This window comes from uncultured Treponema sp., assembly GCF_945873775.1.
GTDB lineage: Bacteria > Spirochaetota > Spirochaetia > Treponematales > Treponemataceae > Treponema_D.
Map to the genome: position 1 here is coordinate 14,350 of NZ_CAMCEC010000007.1, position 16,358 is coordinate 30,707.

Annotated in this window: 17 protein-coding genes, 4 tRNA genes and 1 other RNA gene; 9 read left to right on the forward strand and 13 right to left on the reverse strand. The window is 39.8% G+C overall.

What is annotated here, in order from left to right; genetic code table 11:
• Window positions 1–88: 88 nt before the first annotated feature.
• From Q0N70_RS04950 to Q0N70_RS04965, 4 genes are all read right to left on the reverse strand, one after another.
• Window positions 89–412, reverse strand: a complete 324-nt coding sequence (locus Q0N70_RS04950) for a helix-turn-helix domain-containing protein (protein ID WP_294014437.1) — start codon at window positions 410–412, stop codon at window positions 89–91.
• Window positions 405–764 (reverse strand): type II toxin-antitoxin system RelE/ParE family toxin, encoded by a 360-nt coding sequence (locus Q0N70_RS04955; RefSeq protein ID WP_288756969.1) that lies wholly within the window; start codon window positions 762–764, stop codon window positions 405–407. The genes Q0N70_RS04950 and Q0N70_RS04955 overlap by 8 nt, the downstream gene beginning before the upstream one ends.
• A 148-nt stretch (window positions 765–912) precedes the next feature.
• Window positions 913–2,490, reverse strand: coding sequence for an ATP-binding cassette domain-containing protein (locus Q0N70_RS04960; RefSeq protein ID WP_294014440.1), 1,578 nt, complete (start codon window positions 2,488–2,490; stop codon window positions 913–915).
• Window positions 2,491–2,720: 230 nt separating this feature from the next.
• Window positions 2,721–3,611, reverse strand: a complete 891-nt coding sequence (locus Q0N70_RS04965; RefSeq protein ID WP_294014441.1) for a LysR substrate-binding domain-containing protein — start codon at window positions 3,609–3,611, stop codon at window positions 2,721–2,723.
• Between the two features lie 132 nt (window positions 3,612–3,743).
• Here Q0N70_RS04965 and Q0N70_RS04970 point away from each other — a divergent pair, with 132 nt between their 5' ends.
• The 7 genes from Q0N70_RS04970 (at window position 3,744) to lptB (ending at window position 8,811) form a co-directional block, all read left to right on the forward strand.
• Entirely contained in the window at window positions 3,744–4,568 is an 825-nt protein-coding gene (locus Q0N70_RS04970; protein ID WP_294014443.1) for a hypothetical protein, read from the forward strand.
• A gap of 187 nt (window positions 4,569–4,755) precedes the next feature.
• Window positions 4,756–5,844: a polyprenyl synthetase family protein gene (locus Q0N70_RS04975; protein WP_294014445.1), complete on the forward strand. Its 1,089-nt coding sequence runs from the start codon at window positions 4,756–4,758 to the stop codon at window positions 5,842–5,844.
• Window positions 5,837–6,361, forward strand: a complete 525-nt coding sequence (locus tag Q0N70_RS04980; RefSeq protein WP_288756964.1) for a tetratricopeptide repeat protein — start codon at window positions 5,837–5,839, stop codon at window positions 6,359–6,361. Before Q0N70_RS04975 ends, Q0N70_RS04980 begins: the two co-directional genes overlap by 8 nt.
• A 20-nt stretch (window positions 6,362–6,381) precedes the next feature.
• On the forward strand, window positions 6,382–6,792 hold the full coding sequence (locus Q0N70_RS04985) for a SoxR reducing system RseC family protein (RefSeq protein ID WP_294014448.1): 411 nt from the start codon (window positions 6,382–6,384) through the stop codon (window positions 6,790–6,792).
• A gap of 7 nt (window positions 6,793–6,799) precedes the next feature.
• Window positions 6,800–7,363, forward strand: a complete 564-nt coding sequence (gene lptC, locus Q0N70_RS04990; protein ID WP_294014450.1) for an LPS export ABC transporter periplasmic protein LptC — start codon at window positions 6,800–6,802, stop codon at window positions 7,361–7,363.
• Window positions 7,353–8,081, forward strand: a complete 729-nt coding sequence (locus tag Q0N70_RS04995; RefSeq protein ID WP_294014452.1) for an LptA/OstA family protein — start codon at window positions 7,353–7,355, stop codon at window positions 8,079–8,081. Before lptC ends, Q0N70_RS04995 begins: the two co-directional genes overlap by 11 nt.
• Window positions 8,065–8,811 carry an LPS export ABC transporter ATP-binding protein gene (gene lptB / locus Q0N70_RS05000; protein ID WP_294014454.1) on the forward strand — a complete coding sequence of 249 codons (747 nt, stop codon included), beginning with the start codon at window positions 8,065–8,067 and terminating at the stop codon, window positions 8,809–8,811. Before Q0N70_RS04995 ends, lptB begins: the two co-directional genes overlap by 17 nt.
• 4 nt (window positions 8,812–8,815) lie before the next feature.
• Here the strand turns inward: lptB and ffs are convergent.
• The 6 genes from ffs to Q0N70_RS05030 form a co-directional block, all read right to left on the reverse strand.
• An RNA gene (gene ffs, locus Q0N70_RS05005) (signal recognition particle sRNA small type) lies at window positions 8,816–8,914 on the reverse strand.
• A 7-nt stretch (window positions 8,915–8,921) separates the two neighbouring features.
• A tRNA-Ser gene (locus tag Q0N70_RS05010) sits at window positions 8,922–9,008 on the reverse strand.
• Window positions 9,009–9,073: 65 nt separating this feature from the next.
• A tRNA-Arg gene (locus Q0N70_RS05015) sits at window positions 9,074–9,148 on the reverse strand.
• Window positions 9,149–9,198: 50 nt separating this feature from the next.
• Window positions 9,199–9,285 (reverse strand) — tRNA-Ser (locus Q0N70_RS05020).
• A 24-nt stretch (window positions 9,286–9,309) separates the two neighbouring features.
• Window positions 9,310–9,394 (reverse strand) — tRNA-Ser (locus Q0N70_RS05025).
• Window positions 9,395–9,477: 83 nt separating this feature from the next.
• Window positions 9,478–10,080, reverse strand: a complete 603-nt coding sequence (locus tag Q0N70_RS05030) for a redox-sensing transcriptional repressor Rex (RefSeq protein ID WP_294014456.1) — start codon at window positions 10,078–10,080, stop codon at window positions 9,478–9,480.
• A gap of 70 nt (window positions 10,081–10,150) precedes the next feature.
• Between Q0N70_RS05030 and Q0N70_RS05035 the strand changes: the two genes are divergently transcribed.
• Window positions 10,151–11,152: an endonuclease/exonuclease/phosphatase family protein gene (locus Q0N70_RS05035; protein WP_294014458.1), complete on the forward strand. Its 1,002-nt coding sequence runs from the start codon at window positions 10,151–10,153 to the stop codon at window positions 11,150–11,152.
• On the opposite strand, the gene Q0N70_RS05040 is transcribed toward Q0N70_RS05035, so the two are convergent.
• On the reverse strand, window positions 11,149–12,318 hold the full coding sequence (locus Q0N70_RS05040; protein ID WP_294014460.1) for a sugar MFS transporter: 1,170 nt from the start codon (window positions 12,316–12,318) through the stop codon (window positions 11,149–11,151). The two genes, Q0N70_RS05035 and Q0N70_RS05040, sit on opposite strands and share 4 nt — an antisense overlap.
• Window positions 12,319–12,460: 142 nt before the next feature.
• Between Q0N70_RS05040 and Q0N70_RS05045 the strand changes: the two genes are divergently transcribed.
• Complete coding sequence (locus tag Q0N70_RS05045; RefSeq protein WP_294014463.1) at window positions 12,461–14,686, forward strand: radical SAM protein; 2,226 nt, start codon at window positions 12,461–12,463, stop codon at window positions 14,684–14,686.
• Between the two features lie 18 nt (window positions 14,687–14,704).
• On the opposite strand, the gene rlmB is transcribed toward Q0N70_RS05045, so the two are convergent.
• Window positions 14,705–15,481 carry a 23S rRNA (guanosine(2251)-2'-O)-methyltransferase RlmB gene (gene rlmB / locus Q0N70_RS05050; protein ID WP_294014465.1) on the reverse strand — a complete coding sequence of 259 codons (777 nt, stop codon included), beginning with the start codon at window positions 15,479–15,481 and terminating at the stop codon, window positions 14,705–14,707.
• A 314-nt stretch (window positions 15,482–15,795) separates the two neighbouring features.
• Window positions 15,796–16,299: a YchJ family protein gene (locus Q0N70_RS05055; RefSeq protein WP_294014467.1), complete on the reverse strand. Its 504-nt coding sequence runs from the start codon at window positions 16,297–16,299 to the stop codon at window positions 15,796–15,798.
• Window positions 16,300–16,358 lie beyond the last annotated feature (59 nt).

The following is a 16,358-nucleotide window of genomic DNA, read 5'->3' on the forward strand; positions in this document are numbered from 1 at the left end:
TACAACACCCCCTAACAAATGCTTGCAAGGCTCCTTGCGTGTGCATATCAGTACCCCTTGCAAAGGCTGAGTAGAGAATCTTCCACTCTTATTGCATAGTTGCCATCTTATGAACAAAGGGCAATGTTTCAAAAGTTTTGTTTTCAAGCATACTTATTAATCTGCAAGCAGATCCAGTAGGATGGTTTGTTCCTCTTTCCCATGATTCAACTGTTTTTGTTGAAACACCCATATAATTTGCAAAAAATGCTTGTGTCATGCCTATTGAAGTTCGAATCTGCTTAATTTGAACATTGTCATATTTTTTTACCGGCTGAATTTCATAAACAGTTCTTCTACCCTTCAATTTGCCTTGTTCAATGGCAACAGCTTCATTAAGTCCTGTCATTAAGTCATTAAAAAAACTACTCATGTTTTTCCTCCAAATTTTTAGCAGATTCAGTTTTTAAAATAGCAACAACTTTCCTTACTGCATTTTTTTCAGCGTCAGTCAAATTAGGTTTCTCGTCTTTTGAAAACACTTGAATCAAATAATCTTTTTCAAAGGCTGCAAAATCAACATAGCAAACACGCGCACTTCCGCTTTTGCCTTTTCCTTTAAATGCAAACCTTAGTTTTCTTAAGCCTCCAGTCCCAACCATCATATCACCAGCTTCTGGATTCTCTACAAGAAACTGCTCTAATTCAGCTAAATCTTCATCATTGAAACCAAGCGAAAACCATTTTTTAGTAAATGACGGTGTTTCAATAAATTCTCTTTTCATTTATTGATTCTAATATATCCTATAAAATAGGGTATGTCAAACAACAGATTGCCGTATCAAGTACGGCAATGACAGTTAGAAGTTATTAGACAATTCCATGACAGGTTTCTTTACAGCATACTTTTTTGGCATGACAGCTTCAGTTTTCCTATTGGTGCAGAATTTTGTACATTGGGGTTTGACCGGGGCAAAGTTCCAGGATGTTTTTTTCGCATGCAAGGACTTCGGAAGGCTCGTGGGTTACGTGCAGAAGTGTTGTTGTTCCTGTTTCTGCAACGGTTTCAAGAAGGTCTAGGATTTTTCCGCGGTAGTTTTCGTCAAGTCCATGGCAAGGCTCATCCAAAATAAGAACACGAGGAGACTTTACAGCAGCTCTAAGAATCAGAATTGCGCGCTGCTCTCCGTAGCTTAAAGAGCCGAATGATTCCTTTTCGCGTCCGGTAAATCCTGCAAGTTTAAGCCAAGCCTTCGCCATTGCAAGTTCAAAATCCGTGGCAGGCTCATAAAGCCCGATGCTGTCCTTGAATCCGCTTACAATCACGCTTTGCAAATCAGTTCCGCCGACCATTCTGTATTCCACATGAAGCCTGTAGCTTACAATTCCAAGATGCTTTTTTATATCCCAAATTGATTCGCCTGAACCGCGCCGATTTCCAAACAGATAGACTTTTTCGCGGAATACTTGCATATTGTCGCCTGTTATAAGCTCCATGATTGTGGTTTTTCCAGAGCCGTTCGGTCCTCTTACAAGAAAATGTTCGCCTTTTTTAACTTCCCAGTTTAAGTTTACAAGAACCTTATGGTCGTCCCAGCCCACATTCACATCCTCGAATTTTATAAGGCTTTCCGGCACTTCGGAAAATTCTTCTGTTTCCAAAGCGGCATTGCTTTCACTGCGGATTCTTTTTAGCTCGCAAAGGAATTCCTGTCTTTCTTTTTCGCGGATTGATTTTCTTTCTGCGTTTCTAGTTTCAAGAAGATTTTCGTATTCAGAACGGCTTGCGCAGAAGGAAATTTTTTTATCTGAAAACTCAAGCACGCGGTTTATTTTTTCCGGGATTTCATTGAACCGCTCCATGCACAAAATTATGCGCGGAAAATCTGTTCCTGAATTTTCAGTCTGCCGCTTTAAAATCATGTTGAAAAATTCCATTAGAATTGAACGCGACTCAGCATCCAGCCCCGCAAAAGGGTCGCTCAAGACAAGCATTTTAGCTCCAGACAAAAGTGAACGGCACAAAAGAGTGCGCCTTATTTCCCCGGTAGACATAAAGCGAAGTCCGCGGTCAAGAATTTTTTCTACGCCGCAAAGCTTTACCTGCGGAAATGTTTCAAGCTTGTACGCATCCTTTACAAGAGGCTCTGATTTCTTCTTTGCGCCGCCAATCACTTCGTAAATGTATTCACGGCCAGTTCTTCCAATATCAATTTTGTCCAAGTATTCGCTTTCATCCCGCTCACGCTCTTCTTCTATTAATCTTGCAGCTTCTTCAAGTGAAACTACAGCCGTGCTTTTTGCAAATTCAGAATAGAACGAGCCGCCCTGTTCCGGGTAGAATTCCAAAGAGCCAGACAACGCTTTTATAAAATCAGCCTTTCCGCCGCCGTTCGGTCCTGTAACAAGCCATGCTTCGCCCTCTTTCATCGTCCAGTCAATCTGCGGAATCAAAACAGAGCCGCTCTTCCTTATCTGGCATTTATCAATGCGAATCAAATCTTTTTCCATAAATATTCTCCAAATCTATTATAATGCAAATATTAGCATCAATATTTTATTTACTAACAATAAATAACTAAAAATGCGGTAAGAAAAAGAAAGCGGCAACAGAGCCGTTTTGAGCGTTGGCAAGCGATTGTAAAATCGCGCAGTCCGATTCAATTTACGCTCAACTTGGCGAATTGGCGCGCTTTTTCTTATAGCTTTTTTAGTTGCTTCTAACATTGCAAAATACAACTTTATGAAATGCCTAATATTTCATTTACTGCAATGCGGATTTTTCTTGCGCTTTCACTTCCTGTAATTTTTGACTTTTGAATAAATCCGATGTCATAAAATCCCAGCGCATTTCCTGCGTTGTGCGACACAAAGCCTTCCCTGTATGGTCCGTTTTCAAGAACAATTTTCGGAACAAGTCCTATTCCAAGTCCAAGAGCGGCAAGCGCCATTACAGCTTCATTTCCTTCTGTTTCCGCGGCAACTTCCGGGTGAACATTGCGGCTTTTTATCCAGGAATCGAATCTTTTGCGGGCAAGTCCGGCTTTGGGCAAAATCAAAGGCACTGTGGAAACTATATCCTGCGGACTTCCCTGCACGTCAACATAAGGACCGTTCAATGCGGCGGCAAACACAAGTGGACTTCGGCATACGGAAATGCAGTCAAAAAAAGCAGACCGTTCATCAGGAATCGCCGCAACCGCAAGCTCAGCCCGACCTTCCCTTACCGCGCTCACAGCCCCGGCAGGATCTCCTGTTTCTATGGAAAGATGAATTGCCGGATATTTTGCAGAAAGTCTCTTTATAAACGGAGGCATTATCGTGTAGCACGCCGTAACGCTTGCATAAACATGAAGAGTTCCGCACACACTGTCCTTTATCTGAGAAAATTCATTTACAAGATTTTCTTTTTCTTCCACACACTTTGAAGCAAAGCTAAGAAATTTTCTGCCTTTTTCTGTAAGAAATATATCCTTGCTTCTTCTGTCAAAAAGCTCCGCGCCAGTTTCCTCTTCCAGCCTTGAAACAAGACGGCTCAATGCGGAAGGACTCAAATTAATTTCGTTTGCGGCACGAGCAAAATGCAGATTTTTTGCCACGGAAATAAAAGCCTTAAGCTCAAAAAAATCCATGCATTTACTATAAAAATTTTTCGTTTTTTAGTCGATAATCAAGAAGATAAATTTACACTTTTGCATTATGACATTATCAGACTTGATTTGATAATCTATCGCAAATTAAAACTTTTAGCACTTGGGGGATTTATGAAAAAAACCGCTTTTTTCGCTATTGCTGTCCTTGCAGCCTTTTCTGCTTTTGCCGACAACTTTTCAATTGGATTCACTCCAGCCGGAAATGTTTCTTCTTACACAAAGACAAATTATTCTGTAACTTCTAAGTTCGGTGAATATTTCCGCTCTGTTTCAGAAAAAGAAGTTCACAAATTCAGCAACGGGCTTGAAACTGAATATTCACTTTTAAACGCAAAAGACGAGCTTATAACAAAAACAACAAACAATTATGACGCAAAAAAACTTGTAAGCTTTATATATTCAGACATTGCAAATTCCGCGGAACTCAAGACTGAATACGAATACGGCGTGGACTCAAAAATCAAGTCATATACAGTTACAGAAACTGATTCTGGAAATCTTAGCTCAAAAACAATTTTCAAATATGAAGGCAAAAAACTTACTGAAAATCACTACGACAAAGACGGAAAACTCTATCTGCGCGTAATTCAGACTTTGAATGATGACGGAATTCCTGTTCAGGAAACTGAATACAACGGAGATGGAACTTTCAGCCTTTCAAGAAGCTATTCATTTACAGAATCAAAAAAAATCGCCGCAATAGAAACTTTTGACGAGGAAGGAAACTGCACAAACAAAGTTGCTTTCCGCTATGACGCAAACGATTTTCTTACAGAAATTCAGGTTTACGAAAACGGAAAAATCACAGAACGCCGCATTTACAAAAATGATGCTTTGGGAAATCCTGTAAGAATAAGCTACTACGATGTCGCAGAAAAATTTGGAACAACAGTAAACGAACTTTCCCGCATAGAAGATTTTTCTTACAGCTACTAAGCCTGATGTCATACTTTGACAAAAAAAATATTCCAATGTCATTCTAGGCCTAACATTATGTCATACTCCGGCTTGACCGGAGTATCGCACGTGTAGAGATTCCCCGATTTAATCGGGGAATAACAGTTAATTTCTATTTCCAAATAGCCATAGACTTTTGAAGCAACCTCAGTTATTATTATATTCTATGAACAAGCATTTCTTGGCGCATTTGGAACAGATTGAATCTTCTATAAAAAATTTTCTTCCGCTTGAAGCAAACAACGAATGGAAAAAACTTTCATTTGGAAACGAAAATATAGACTCCAAGCACATTTTTCCGCTTATAGAAACAACACGCTCTTTGGTAGATCTTGGCGGAAAAAGATGGCGGCCGTTACTTTTGGTTTTATGCGCCCGTGCTTGTGCCAATGACAAAGAAAAATCCCAGGAAGCGGCATATTTGCTTGCGCCTCTTGTTGAATTTGTACACACAGCAAGCCTCATCCATGACGACATTGAAGACAGTTCTCCTGTCCGCCGCGGAAAGCCAGCCGCATACATAACTTACGGAATCGACACTGCAATAAACGCAGGCTCATGGCTATATTTTGAAGCTCCGCTCTGCATAGAGAAACTAAATTGCTCTATAGAGCTTAAAAACAGGCTTTACAGCAACTATCTTATGGAGCTTAGGCGGCTTCATTTGGGGCAGGCAATGGATATAGCTTGGCACAGAGACAATACAAAAGTTCCTTCCGTGCAAGAATATCTTGAAATGGTAAAAGGCAAAACCGGAACTTTGGCTTCGCTTGCCGCAAAGACAGGAACACTTGCCTCCAACGCAGATGAAGAAACCGTAAAAAAAGCCGGAATTATCGCTTCAGAAATTGGAGCCGGATTCCAGATTATTGACGATGTTATAAATCTTACAACTGGAAATCCCGGTAAAAAGCGCGGAGACGACATTGTTGAAGGCAAAAAGTCGCTTCCGGTTCTCACATTCTTTGAGCAGAATAAAGAGAATCCTAAGAAAACTCAGGAGCTTAGCCAGTACTTTATTCAAGCTAGAAAAGAAGGAATTGAAAGCCCGGCTGTGGAAAAGGCAATCGCCCTTATGGAGCAGGATTCTTCTATTGAAATAGCAAAGAAAAAAGGAATCGAGCTTATTTTTAACGGCGGAAACTCTTTTATTGAGCTTTTTGGGAAAGACAACGAAGATGCGCTTCTTATAAAAGAGCTTTTTGTTTCGATGATTCCAAAAGAACTTATGGGAGCAGAAAATAAAGATGCTTGAAAACAGCGAAAAACTAAATAATCAGGCGGTGCATCTTGCTTCAAAAGGTGAATATGAAGATGCGATTGCCTGTTTAAAGCGCGCAATAACTGTAGAAAATTCAAATTATCTTTTGTGGTTCAACTTGGGACTTACTTACCATGACGCAGGAAATATTTCACTTGCAAAAGCCGCAATGGAGCACGCTTACAGAATAAATCCTTATGATGAAGACACATTGGACAGCCTTGCTTCATTTTGTGTTTCCGCAAAGACATTCGATGAAGCAATTTTGTACTGCGCAAAAGGCCTTGAACTTAATCCGGTGAATCCGCATTACTGGAACACAAGCGGTGTCATAAGATTTCAGCAGGGAAATTATTTGGAAGCCGCAGAATTTTTTGAGCACGCGGTTTCTCTTAGTCCGCATTATTACGACGCTCTGTTCAACTTGCGCGACACTTACCAAGAACTGAACAACAAAGCCGGCGTCCAGGAATGCAACAGGATGCTTGAGTCAATAAAAAAAGCTGAATAAAATCCGCCAAGAAGGAAAGCATGACAGAAAAAGCTCTTATAATGTCGATAAATGAAAACAAAATTCTTGCCGCAAGATTTGAAAAAGAAGAATGCGCAAGCTGCTCAGCCGGATGCACCAAAAGAAACCATGCATTTGAAGTTGTAAATCCGCAGAACATGGAAATTTCAAGCGGCTCTATTGTAATAATCGGGGCGAACAAAAAAGTGCAGGCAGTTCAGGGAATCGTTTCGCTTTTTATTCCATTTTTATGCGCAATCGCAGGATATTTTTCCGCCTCGCCTATAATGAGTTTTTTTGGCAAATCAATTTCAAGCGACGGCAAAGCTGTGTTCGTGCTTTTGTTTCTTCTGTTGTCTTCCGCGCTAGTTTTTGCAGTTACGCGGAAAGTTCCAATTCCCGGCAAGCCTGAAATAATCGAAGTTCTGTAAACTCAAAATGCCAAAAGCCGCCTTTTTTCTTTTGCTCCTTGCATTTTCCTCCTGTTCCTTAAAATACGATGAAAATCCCAGCGGAACAGATTCTTCCCCGGAATTTGAATTTAAAGACGCGGACTACAAAAAATACGAAGACAAAAAACTTTCAACGCAGATTCAGGCGCAGCTTCTTGAACAATACAAAGACAGTTCAGCTTATGCAAAAAACGCCAGATTTAAAACTTGGAATTCTGGCGGCGACCTTTTAACAGAAGGATATTGCGCTTTGCTTGGAATCAACAGCGACACAAAAATCTACACGCTTTTCAACGAAATTTTCATAGACAACATTGAACAGAATTTCAAGATAAATGCTGAAAGTTTAAAATGGAATTCAGAAACAAAGCAGATGGTTTCCACAAAAGACGGAAACGTAAAGCTCACCAGAAGCGACATTGAAATTCAGGGCAGCGGATTTTCTGCGAGCGGAACTTCAAAAAGCTTTGAGTTTGCAAATCCTGTAACAGGAACAATTACAACAGACGACAGTGAAGAATCAAGCGGAGAAGAATTCAGTGAAGAGTAAAAAATTTATTTTGTTCTATATAACATTGCTGATTTTTTCTATTGCGGCAAACGCGGAGCAGATAACATTCAGCGCGGATTCAATGACAGGAACAGCCGGAAGCAAAAACAGCACGACAATTTTAAAAGGAAACGCAAAAGTAAAAACAGAAAGCATGGAAATTTCCGCGGAAACAATAGAACTTTCTGGAAAAAATTTCAGGCGGATAACGGCAAGCGGAAATGTCGTAGGCAAAAACACAGAAAGCAAAATGGATTTCACCTGCGAAAGAATGAAATACGACAGGCAGACAAAAATCGCAGTTCTGGAGCAAAACGTTGAGCTTTCGGACACAGAAAACGGCGTAAATGCAAAGGCCGAACTCATTGAATATGACCAGAAAAAAGAAACCGCCATCATGCAGATTCAAGTGAATTTAACGCAAAAGAAAAATGTCTGCACTTCCGCCTATGCAATCTACAGCAAAAACGAGCAGACTTTGGAAATGAGCGGAAATCCAAAAATTGTGCAAAACGGAGACACTTTCCGCGCGCAAGTAATTCTTCTTGATATGGAAACTCAGGAAATAACGCTTACAGGAAGAGTAAAAGGCTCTGTTTCTACCGCGGAATCAAGCAAGCCGGAGCAAAAAAATTCCGCCGAGCCAAAAACAGAAAGCAGCGAAAATGCGGAAGAAAAAGAAGAAATTTCAGAGGAGCAAAATGGAATTCCAGAGTAAAGAAAAAAGCACGCTAAGAGTTTCTTCGTTATACAAATCATTCGGAAAAAAAAGTGTTGTAAAGGGCGTTGATTTTTCAATGCAGACCGGGGAAGTTCTTGGACTTTTGGGACCAAACGGAGCCGGAAAAACCACAACTTTTTATATGATTGTAGGATTTTACAAGCCAACGGCAGGCGATGTTTTTCTTGACGAAGAATGTATAACACAGCTTCCAATGTACAAAAGAGCCAGAGCCGGAATTTCGTACCTTCCGCAAGAACCTTCAGTTTTTAGAAAACTTACAGTTGAAGAAAATATCTGGGCAATTCTTGAAACGCGCAAGGATTTGACACGGATCGAAAAAAAACGGGAGCTTGACCAGCTTATTGAAGAATTCAACATCGGGCGCATAAGAAAACAGCAGGCGTACACTTTGTCTGGCGGAGAACGGCGCAGAACTGAAATAGCGCGCTCGCTTGCAATAGAGCCAAAGTTTTTGCTTTTGGACGAGCCATTTGCCGGAATAGACCCGATTGCGGTTGCGGATATAAAAGGAATCATAAGGCTGCTTGCAAAAAGAGGAATCGGCGTTCTTATAACAGATCATAATGTGCGCGACACTTTGGAAATAACTGACCGCGCCATAATAATTTCTACAGGAACAATTTTAGTTTCTGGCGGAAAGGAAGAAATCTTAAAGTCGCAGGAAGCCCGCGAAATCTACCTAGGAAAAGACTTTTCAATGTAAAAAAAGAGCCTAGATAATCTCCGGCACCACTGCAAACTGAATACCGTTGCTGCGTTCCCGCTCTGGCGGGGTTTTCCAGCTGCAATGTGCAGAGCATCTAGGCTCAAAATCGGAAAGAGGGGGATTCGAACCCCCGGTAACATTTCTGCTACGCACCCCTTCCAAGGGTGTACCTTAAACCACTCGGACATCTTTCCTAAAATGTCAACAAAAAAAGGATTCATTCTTGCTGAATCCTTATAAACTGAAATCTAAATATAATTGAGACTGACACGATTCGAACGTGCGACCCCCACCTCCGCAGGGTGGTGCTCTAATCCAGCTGAGCTACAATCTCATAAACAGACCTTTTCTCTGCTGCTAAATCAAGTAAAACCTGTTTAGTAGCGGAGGCGACAGGAGTCGAACCTGCCCGGCCCTTTAGGGAACCGACGGTTTAGCAAACCGTTGTATTAACCGCTCTACAACGCCTCCAATTCCCTAAAACTCTGTTTAGGACGGAGCGAGAGGGATTCGAACCCCCGGTACCTTTCGGCACGCCTGTTTTCAAGACAGGTACTTTCGACCACTCAGACATCGCTCCATGAATGTGGAAATATACTAGCAAAATTCACATCATAATGTCAATAGGATTAATGCAGAAATTTAACTTTTAAAATGAAGCTTTCAGTTTATAGCCAAAGTTTCAAGGGCAGTCAAAAGGCTTACATTTTCTATGGGAACTTCGCTCGGAACTTTTAGCACACAAGGCGTGTAATTCACAATTCCTTTTATTCCGCAGTCAATAAGAAGATCCGTAAGCGACTGGGCTTCGTCGGAATCAACGGTAAGAATCGCATAGGAAATTTCTTCTTCACGGATAATTTTTTTCATCAAGGTCGTGGGATGAAGCGGAAATGATGAACTTAAAACTTCAGTTTTATTCACGCTTGAATCAAATCCGGCTACGATTTTAAATGGTGAATCATAAAGTTCCGAAGTGTCCAGCAGTGCCTGCCCCATTCTTCCAAGGCCAACAATACAGCACCGCAAGCTTTCTTTTTTTTCACCGAACATTTTTTCAAGATGGGATTTCAGCTCTTCAACCTTGTAGCCGTTCGTTGCACCGCAGTTCAACTTTAAGGCTGAAATATCACGGCGCACAACTGCAGAAGTCCAACCGGTAAGCTCCTGAATTTTTTGCGAAGTTATATTTTTTTCTTTATATCCTGAAAGCAGCCGCTCTAAAAGAACAAGTCTGCGTTTCGTTGGCAAAGGAATATCTTTCATCTTTTAAAAATATTTTATCAATTTAATACATTTTTTGTAAATATTCGAATATATATTTTTGGAGGAAATTATGAGGAAAATTAATTTAAATGAGCGGTTTAAATTTTATGCTGTTTTGTGGATTTTATTTCTGCCGTTTTTTGCCTGCTGCGATTCCGGCAAGAGTGAAATAAAAATTGTAAATTGGAATGTCCAGACTTTTTTTGATGCAACCAACGATGGAACAGAATATTTCGAATTTGTCAAAAGCAAAACTTGGGGCGAAGAAATGTACAAGGAGCGGCTCAAGCGGCTTTGTTCTGTTATAAAAAAACTTGACGCTGATATTTTTGTAATGGAAGAGCTTGAAAATTCAGATGTGCTTTTTGACATAAGCAATTTCCTTGCAGGCGAATGGAATCCACGGAAAATGTACAGATACGCTTGTTTTTCAAAAAGTGAAGGCGGCGCTATCGGCTGCGGAGTTCTTTCAAGAATTCCATTGCAAAAAATGAATTTGCATTCGCTTGACATAAGAAGCGAAAATGAAAAAATGCCACGGACAAGACCTTTGTCAGAAATTGAAATAAAATTAAAAGAAAAAACATTAAGTCTTTTTGTAAACCACTGGAAAAGCAAAAGCGGCGGAGAAGAAAAAACTGAAAAATGGAGGAACCGAGAAGAAAGCGTTCTTTCATTTTTTATGAGCCGGGCATTAAACGAAGACAAGGCAGTTTTTGCAGTTGGAGACTTCAACAGAGACATAAATGATTTTTGCGTAAAAGAAAACGGAAATGTTCTGCTTAGAGCGTGGCACGGCAAACTTCTTAACGATGAAGGGCTTTTGGTAAAATCGCCTTGGTTTGATGAAAACGAAAATTTAATAGAACCGGGAAGCTACTATTTTAGAGAAGAATGGTCGCGCATTGATAATATTTTTTATTCAGGGAAAATAGAAGTTGAAGATTTTTTTCCAGCGGCAGAAGGATTTTGGTGCAATGAAAATTCAATTCCTTACAAATATTCACTTTGGAACGGAAGAGGGTACAGCGACCATCTTCCGCTTGTATGCAAAGTGCGGCTCTTAGATTAGACTTCCGAAGTTTTCTTTACAAGTTTTTCATGCATAACAAAAAGAAGCGCGAGGGCAAGCAAAAGATAAAACGGATACAATGCGATTGTAGTTTTTGAGGCAATCATTCCAAATAAAGGCGGCATTAAAGTTGTGCCGGTGTAAGCGCTTGCCATCTGAACCCCAATTATTGCCTGCGACTTGTCTGCTCCAAAATGCGCCGGAGTAGAATGTATTATGCATGGATAAATTGGCGCGCATCCAAGTCCGATTGTTACCAATCCTACAACTGTGGAAATTTGTCCAAACGGCAAAACCACTGCGACAATCCCTGCAAGCGCAAAAATCTGTCCAAGGCGAATCATCTGCGTGTCATTCATTTTCATTGTTAAAAATCCGCTGATGGCGCGTCCTGCTGTAATTCCAATGTAAAACATTCCTGCAAAAAAGGCGGCTTTTTCAGGAGAAACATTTTCATAAAGCGCAAGATAAGTTCCAGCCCAAAGTCCAGTTGTCTGTTCAAGCGTGCTATAACAAAAAAATGCAATCATAACTTCCTTTGCGCCCGGAATTAAAAAAATCTGACGCAAGGAAAGAGGCTTTTCATTTTTTTCAGATTCGTGCAAATCAGTTTGGGTTTTATTTTTTTTCCAAAGCGGAAGAGAAGCAACGAGAATTGCAGTAAGCGCAGTCTGAAAAATTGCAATGTATCTGTAGCCGGAATTCCATCCGTGCTGACCAGTCAATGCGAATCCCATTATAGAAGGACCGATTGCAGTTCCGACTCCCCACATACAATGAAGCCAGCTCATGTGGCGGCTTTTGTAATTAAGGGCGACATAATTGTTAAGGGCGGCATCCACGCTTCCGGCTCCAAGTCCATAAGGAACAGCCCAAAGGCAAAGCATCAAAAATGAACTGCTTATAGAAAATCCAAAAAGCGCAAGTGCAGTTGTTGCAACGCTTATTACCATGACTTTTCCAACACCGGCTTTTTTTGTAAACCAGTCGCTCATCAAACTTGAAAAAACAGTTCCCGCGGCAATAATCATTGCAATGATTCCGGCAAAAGAAATGTCCACGCCAAAATCTTTATACATCGAAGGCCATGCGGAACCAAGCAAAGGGTCAGGAAGACCAAGACTTATAAAAGCCACATAAATCACAGCAAGAAGAAGCGATGCCATACAAACCTCACTTAATTGCAATTTTTGGAAAATTATAATACACAAAAATATTTTTTTCTTTAACGATTTTCCGCATTGATATAACAATCTTCCATAAAAAATATTTGACAGCATCTTTTCTTATAATTAAAATTATTCTGTTATGAATGTAATTGTAATCCAGCCGCCTTTAGTTCAACTTAATTCCCCATACCCATCTGGAGCATATTTAAAATCTTTTTTTAATGGAAACGGACACAATGCTGTATGGCTTGATTTGAGTGTGCGGCTCGTACATTCAATTTTTTCAAAAAACGGACTGAAAAAACTTTTTGAACTTTCAAAAGAAAACGCAATGAAGATTGCTTCCGCCGCAGAAAAAAAAGGAGACTTCGCAACTGCAAAAAATTTAAGGCGTTACATTTTTCAAAGCGATTTATGGATTGACTGGATTGATTTTATAATGTCGGCTTTATGCGGAAAACAAAATCCAAGCGCACGTGAACTTTGCCACAGATTTATTTTAAATCCGTACACTCCGCGCGGAAACCGCATGGAAAACTACATAGCAAATCTTGACAGAGAACCAACTGTAGATGACACAAGAAATATTGCAAGCCTTGCACTTGAAGATTTAGCAGACTACATTTCAGTTGCATTCGACAAAAGTTTTTCTCTCGTGCGTTACGCGGAAAGCATTACGGTAAGCGAAACTTCTTTTAGCCAAATTGAAGCAAAACTCAACTCGCCAGTTTTGACAACTTTTTATACAGAAGTTTTAGAAGATACGTTTTCAAAAACAACTATTGCTGAAAACGAAAAAACACTTGTATGCATTTCCGTTCCGTTTGCAGGAACTTTTACTCCAGCTCTTTTCACAGCAAAATATCTACGAAAAAAATATGGCGAAAAAGTTTTTATTTGTTTTGGCGGCGGATTCATAAATACAGAGCTTAGAGAATTCAGCGACAATTCATTTTCTAAATACGCAGATGCAATAAGCTACGACAGAGGCTACGGCTCATACAAAAATTTTTTTGATGAATTTCCCGGCGGAAAAATTTCCGAAGAAAAACAGCTCTATAAAATGCGTCTGTTTACAAAAGAAAAAATCATAGAGCCATTGCAGTCATCTTTAGAATACGAAAAATTTGAAAATGAGCAGACATCATTAATTGTTCCTGATTATTCAGAAACGGATTTTTCTATTTATCCGCGTGTTGCCGATGACGAAAATCCAATGCAGCGTTTGTGGTCAGACGGAGCCTGGATGAAAGCTTATCTTGCGCACGGATGCTACTGGCACAAATGCGCGTTCTGCGATGTAAGCCTTGACTATGTTGCTTCCTATAGGCTTGTTCAAATTGAAAATCTTTTTCATGGATTAAAATCACAGTCAGAAAAAAATGGAATACACGGAATTCATTTTGTTGACGAAGCAATGCCTCCAGCCGCAATGATAAAATTTTCCAAGTTGAATTTAGAAAATTCTGCTTCCTTTTCATTTTGGGGAAATGTAAGATTTGAAAAAATTTATTCCCGCGACATGGCAGAGTTTTTGTCATTCGGCGGACTGATTGGAGTTTCCGGCGGAATTGAAATTGCAACAGGAACAGGTCTGGACAGCATAAGCAAAGGCACAGATTTAGATTCAATTGTAAGCGCGTGCTGTGCGTTCAAAGAAGCCGGTATTTTGATTCACGCCTACATGATTTACGGCTACTTTGGAGAAACTGAACAGGACACAATAAATTCAATGGAAACTTTAAGACAGCTTTATGAAGCAGGACTCCTTGACTCTTGCTTCTGGCATAAATTTGTTTTAACAAGGCATTCAAGAATTTATTCAGAATGGAAAAACGGGCTTCATAAAAATTTAAATCCATTTGCTCCTAAAAATTCCGGAGTGTTTGCAAAAAATGGGCTTCATTTTAAGGACGAGGAAAAATCCGCAAAATTCGGCAACGGACTTTACGCGGCTCTTCAAAGCTGGATGCACGGAGAAAATTTAAATACTCCAGTTGAAAAATGGTTTGATTTTAAAGTTCCGCATCCAAATGTTCCCAAAAACTTGATTTCAAAATCAATTGAAAAATATGAGCAACGCCGCGACAAAGAATGGAACACGCCGTTAAATATAAAAAAACTTTTCTGGCTTGCAGGAAACGTTGCCTTCTGTGAAAATAAATTTTTATGGAACTATATGCATGAAGATTTTAAAATTTCAATAAATATTTCCGCACAAGAAAAAGAAGAGTTTATTCACGCGCTTTATTTTCTTTCACCTAAAAACTTTGACAGTTCATTCATGGAAAATCTTGTTCAAAAAAATCCGGGAATAAAAAAAATCCTTCGCTCGCTAAGGGGCAAAGGACTTGTAATGCTTTAAAAAATTCAGCAGCACAAATTAACTTTCTAGTTTTTGTCTGTAGACTTCATAAAGAAGAACGCCAGCTGCAACAGAAACATTCAGGCTGTCAATTTTTCCGCAGGTTGGAATGGAAACAATTTCATCGCATTGTTCTTGCAAAAGCCGCGCAATTCCGCTGCCTTCACTTCCCATTATGATGCAAGTTTTTTTTGGAAACTTTATTTTTGAAAGAGTCGTTCCACCTGCATCCGCTCCGTAAATCCAAAATCCGGCTGACTTTAAAATCTGAACTGCGCGAACAAGATTTGGAACTTTTGCAACATCAACCCAAGAAGAAGCGCCCGCGCTTGTGCGTGCAATTATTTCATTGCTGTTGATTTCCGCGCTTCTATGATCTGGAACAACCATAAGGCTTGCGCCGAACTGATCGCATGAACGCAAAATTGCGCCGACATTATGCGGATCTGTAACACTGTCAAGAACAATGACAACGGAATTTTCCGGGCAGTAAGTAATCCACTGTTCAAGCTGAATTTGATTTTTCGAATTTTCTTTTTCACCTTCAACTAGAAGAATAATTCCGCGGTGATCACGGGCAGTTTCTGGAAGCGGCAAAACCATTGAGTCAAGTTCTTTTTCATTCACAAGTGAAACTTCAAAATTTGAGTCCTTTGCAAGTGAAATTATTTTTTTGATTCTTGGTCCTGGCTTTGAATAAAAAATTTTCAAGCTGATTTCTTTAGGTTTAGAAACTGAATACAGTCTGACTTTTTCTTCCACAGCATGGAAGCCTGTATAAATATTTTTTGACATAATCTTTTATTTTTTCAAAAGAAACTGCTGGCTAATGTTGATTTACAAATATGGGAATGTCTAAAAAGTATCTTTTATGTCATTTTCGGGCTTGACCCTGCGATGTTTGTGCAGCAAACTCGGTTAGAAATCTAACTGCACATATCACAATCTTTTAGGGATTGTCGTATCAAGTACGGCAATGACACTTTAAACTTATTGGATATTCCCATAAAATTTTTCAATTAATTATCGTACAAAATTGCTGCGTCAATTCTTGCCGCAGTTTGGTGCTTGCTCCCACTTGGTCGCAATCATTGTACAAAATTGCTGCGTCAATTCTTGCCGCAGCAATTTTTATATTTTTTTCCGCTTCCACAAGGGCAAGGTTCATTGCGGCCAATTTTTCTGCCTTCTCTTACAACTGTTGTCGGGCGCATCATGCCTTCGCTGTAAAGCCACTCGCCGTTTATTTTTTTGAAGCCGCCAATTTCATGGTGAATGTCGTGCATTCCTTTTGAAGTGTATTCAGCTTCAAATTCAACAATGCCTTCATCATCGCTTTCTGTTCCTTTTTCTGTGCGAAGAATTTTCAAGCCATGCCAAGTACTGTTGTTGCTCCAGTCTTCAGTTGCCTTGCGGTCAATTTCTGCAATTTTCTCGCCTTTCTCGCAGCTATTGATAATGAAATCAATTTCATGCTTTACGTAAGCTGTATAACGCGCCCTCATTAGAGATTCAGCAGTTTTTGCTTTTTCAGTGCCCTTAATAATTTTTTCGCAGCATTCAGCATAATCTTTTCCTGAACCGCATGGACACAAATCTTTTTTATCGCTCATAGTTTCTCCAATAAAATTTCTGTTTGTAAATATTTTTTTATTTTACCAATTTATTCAAG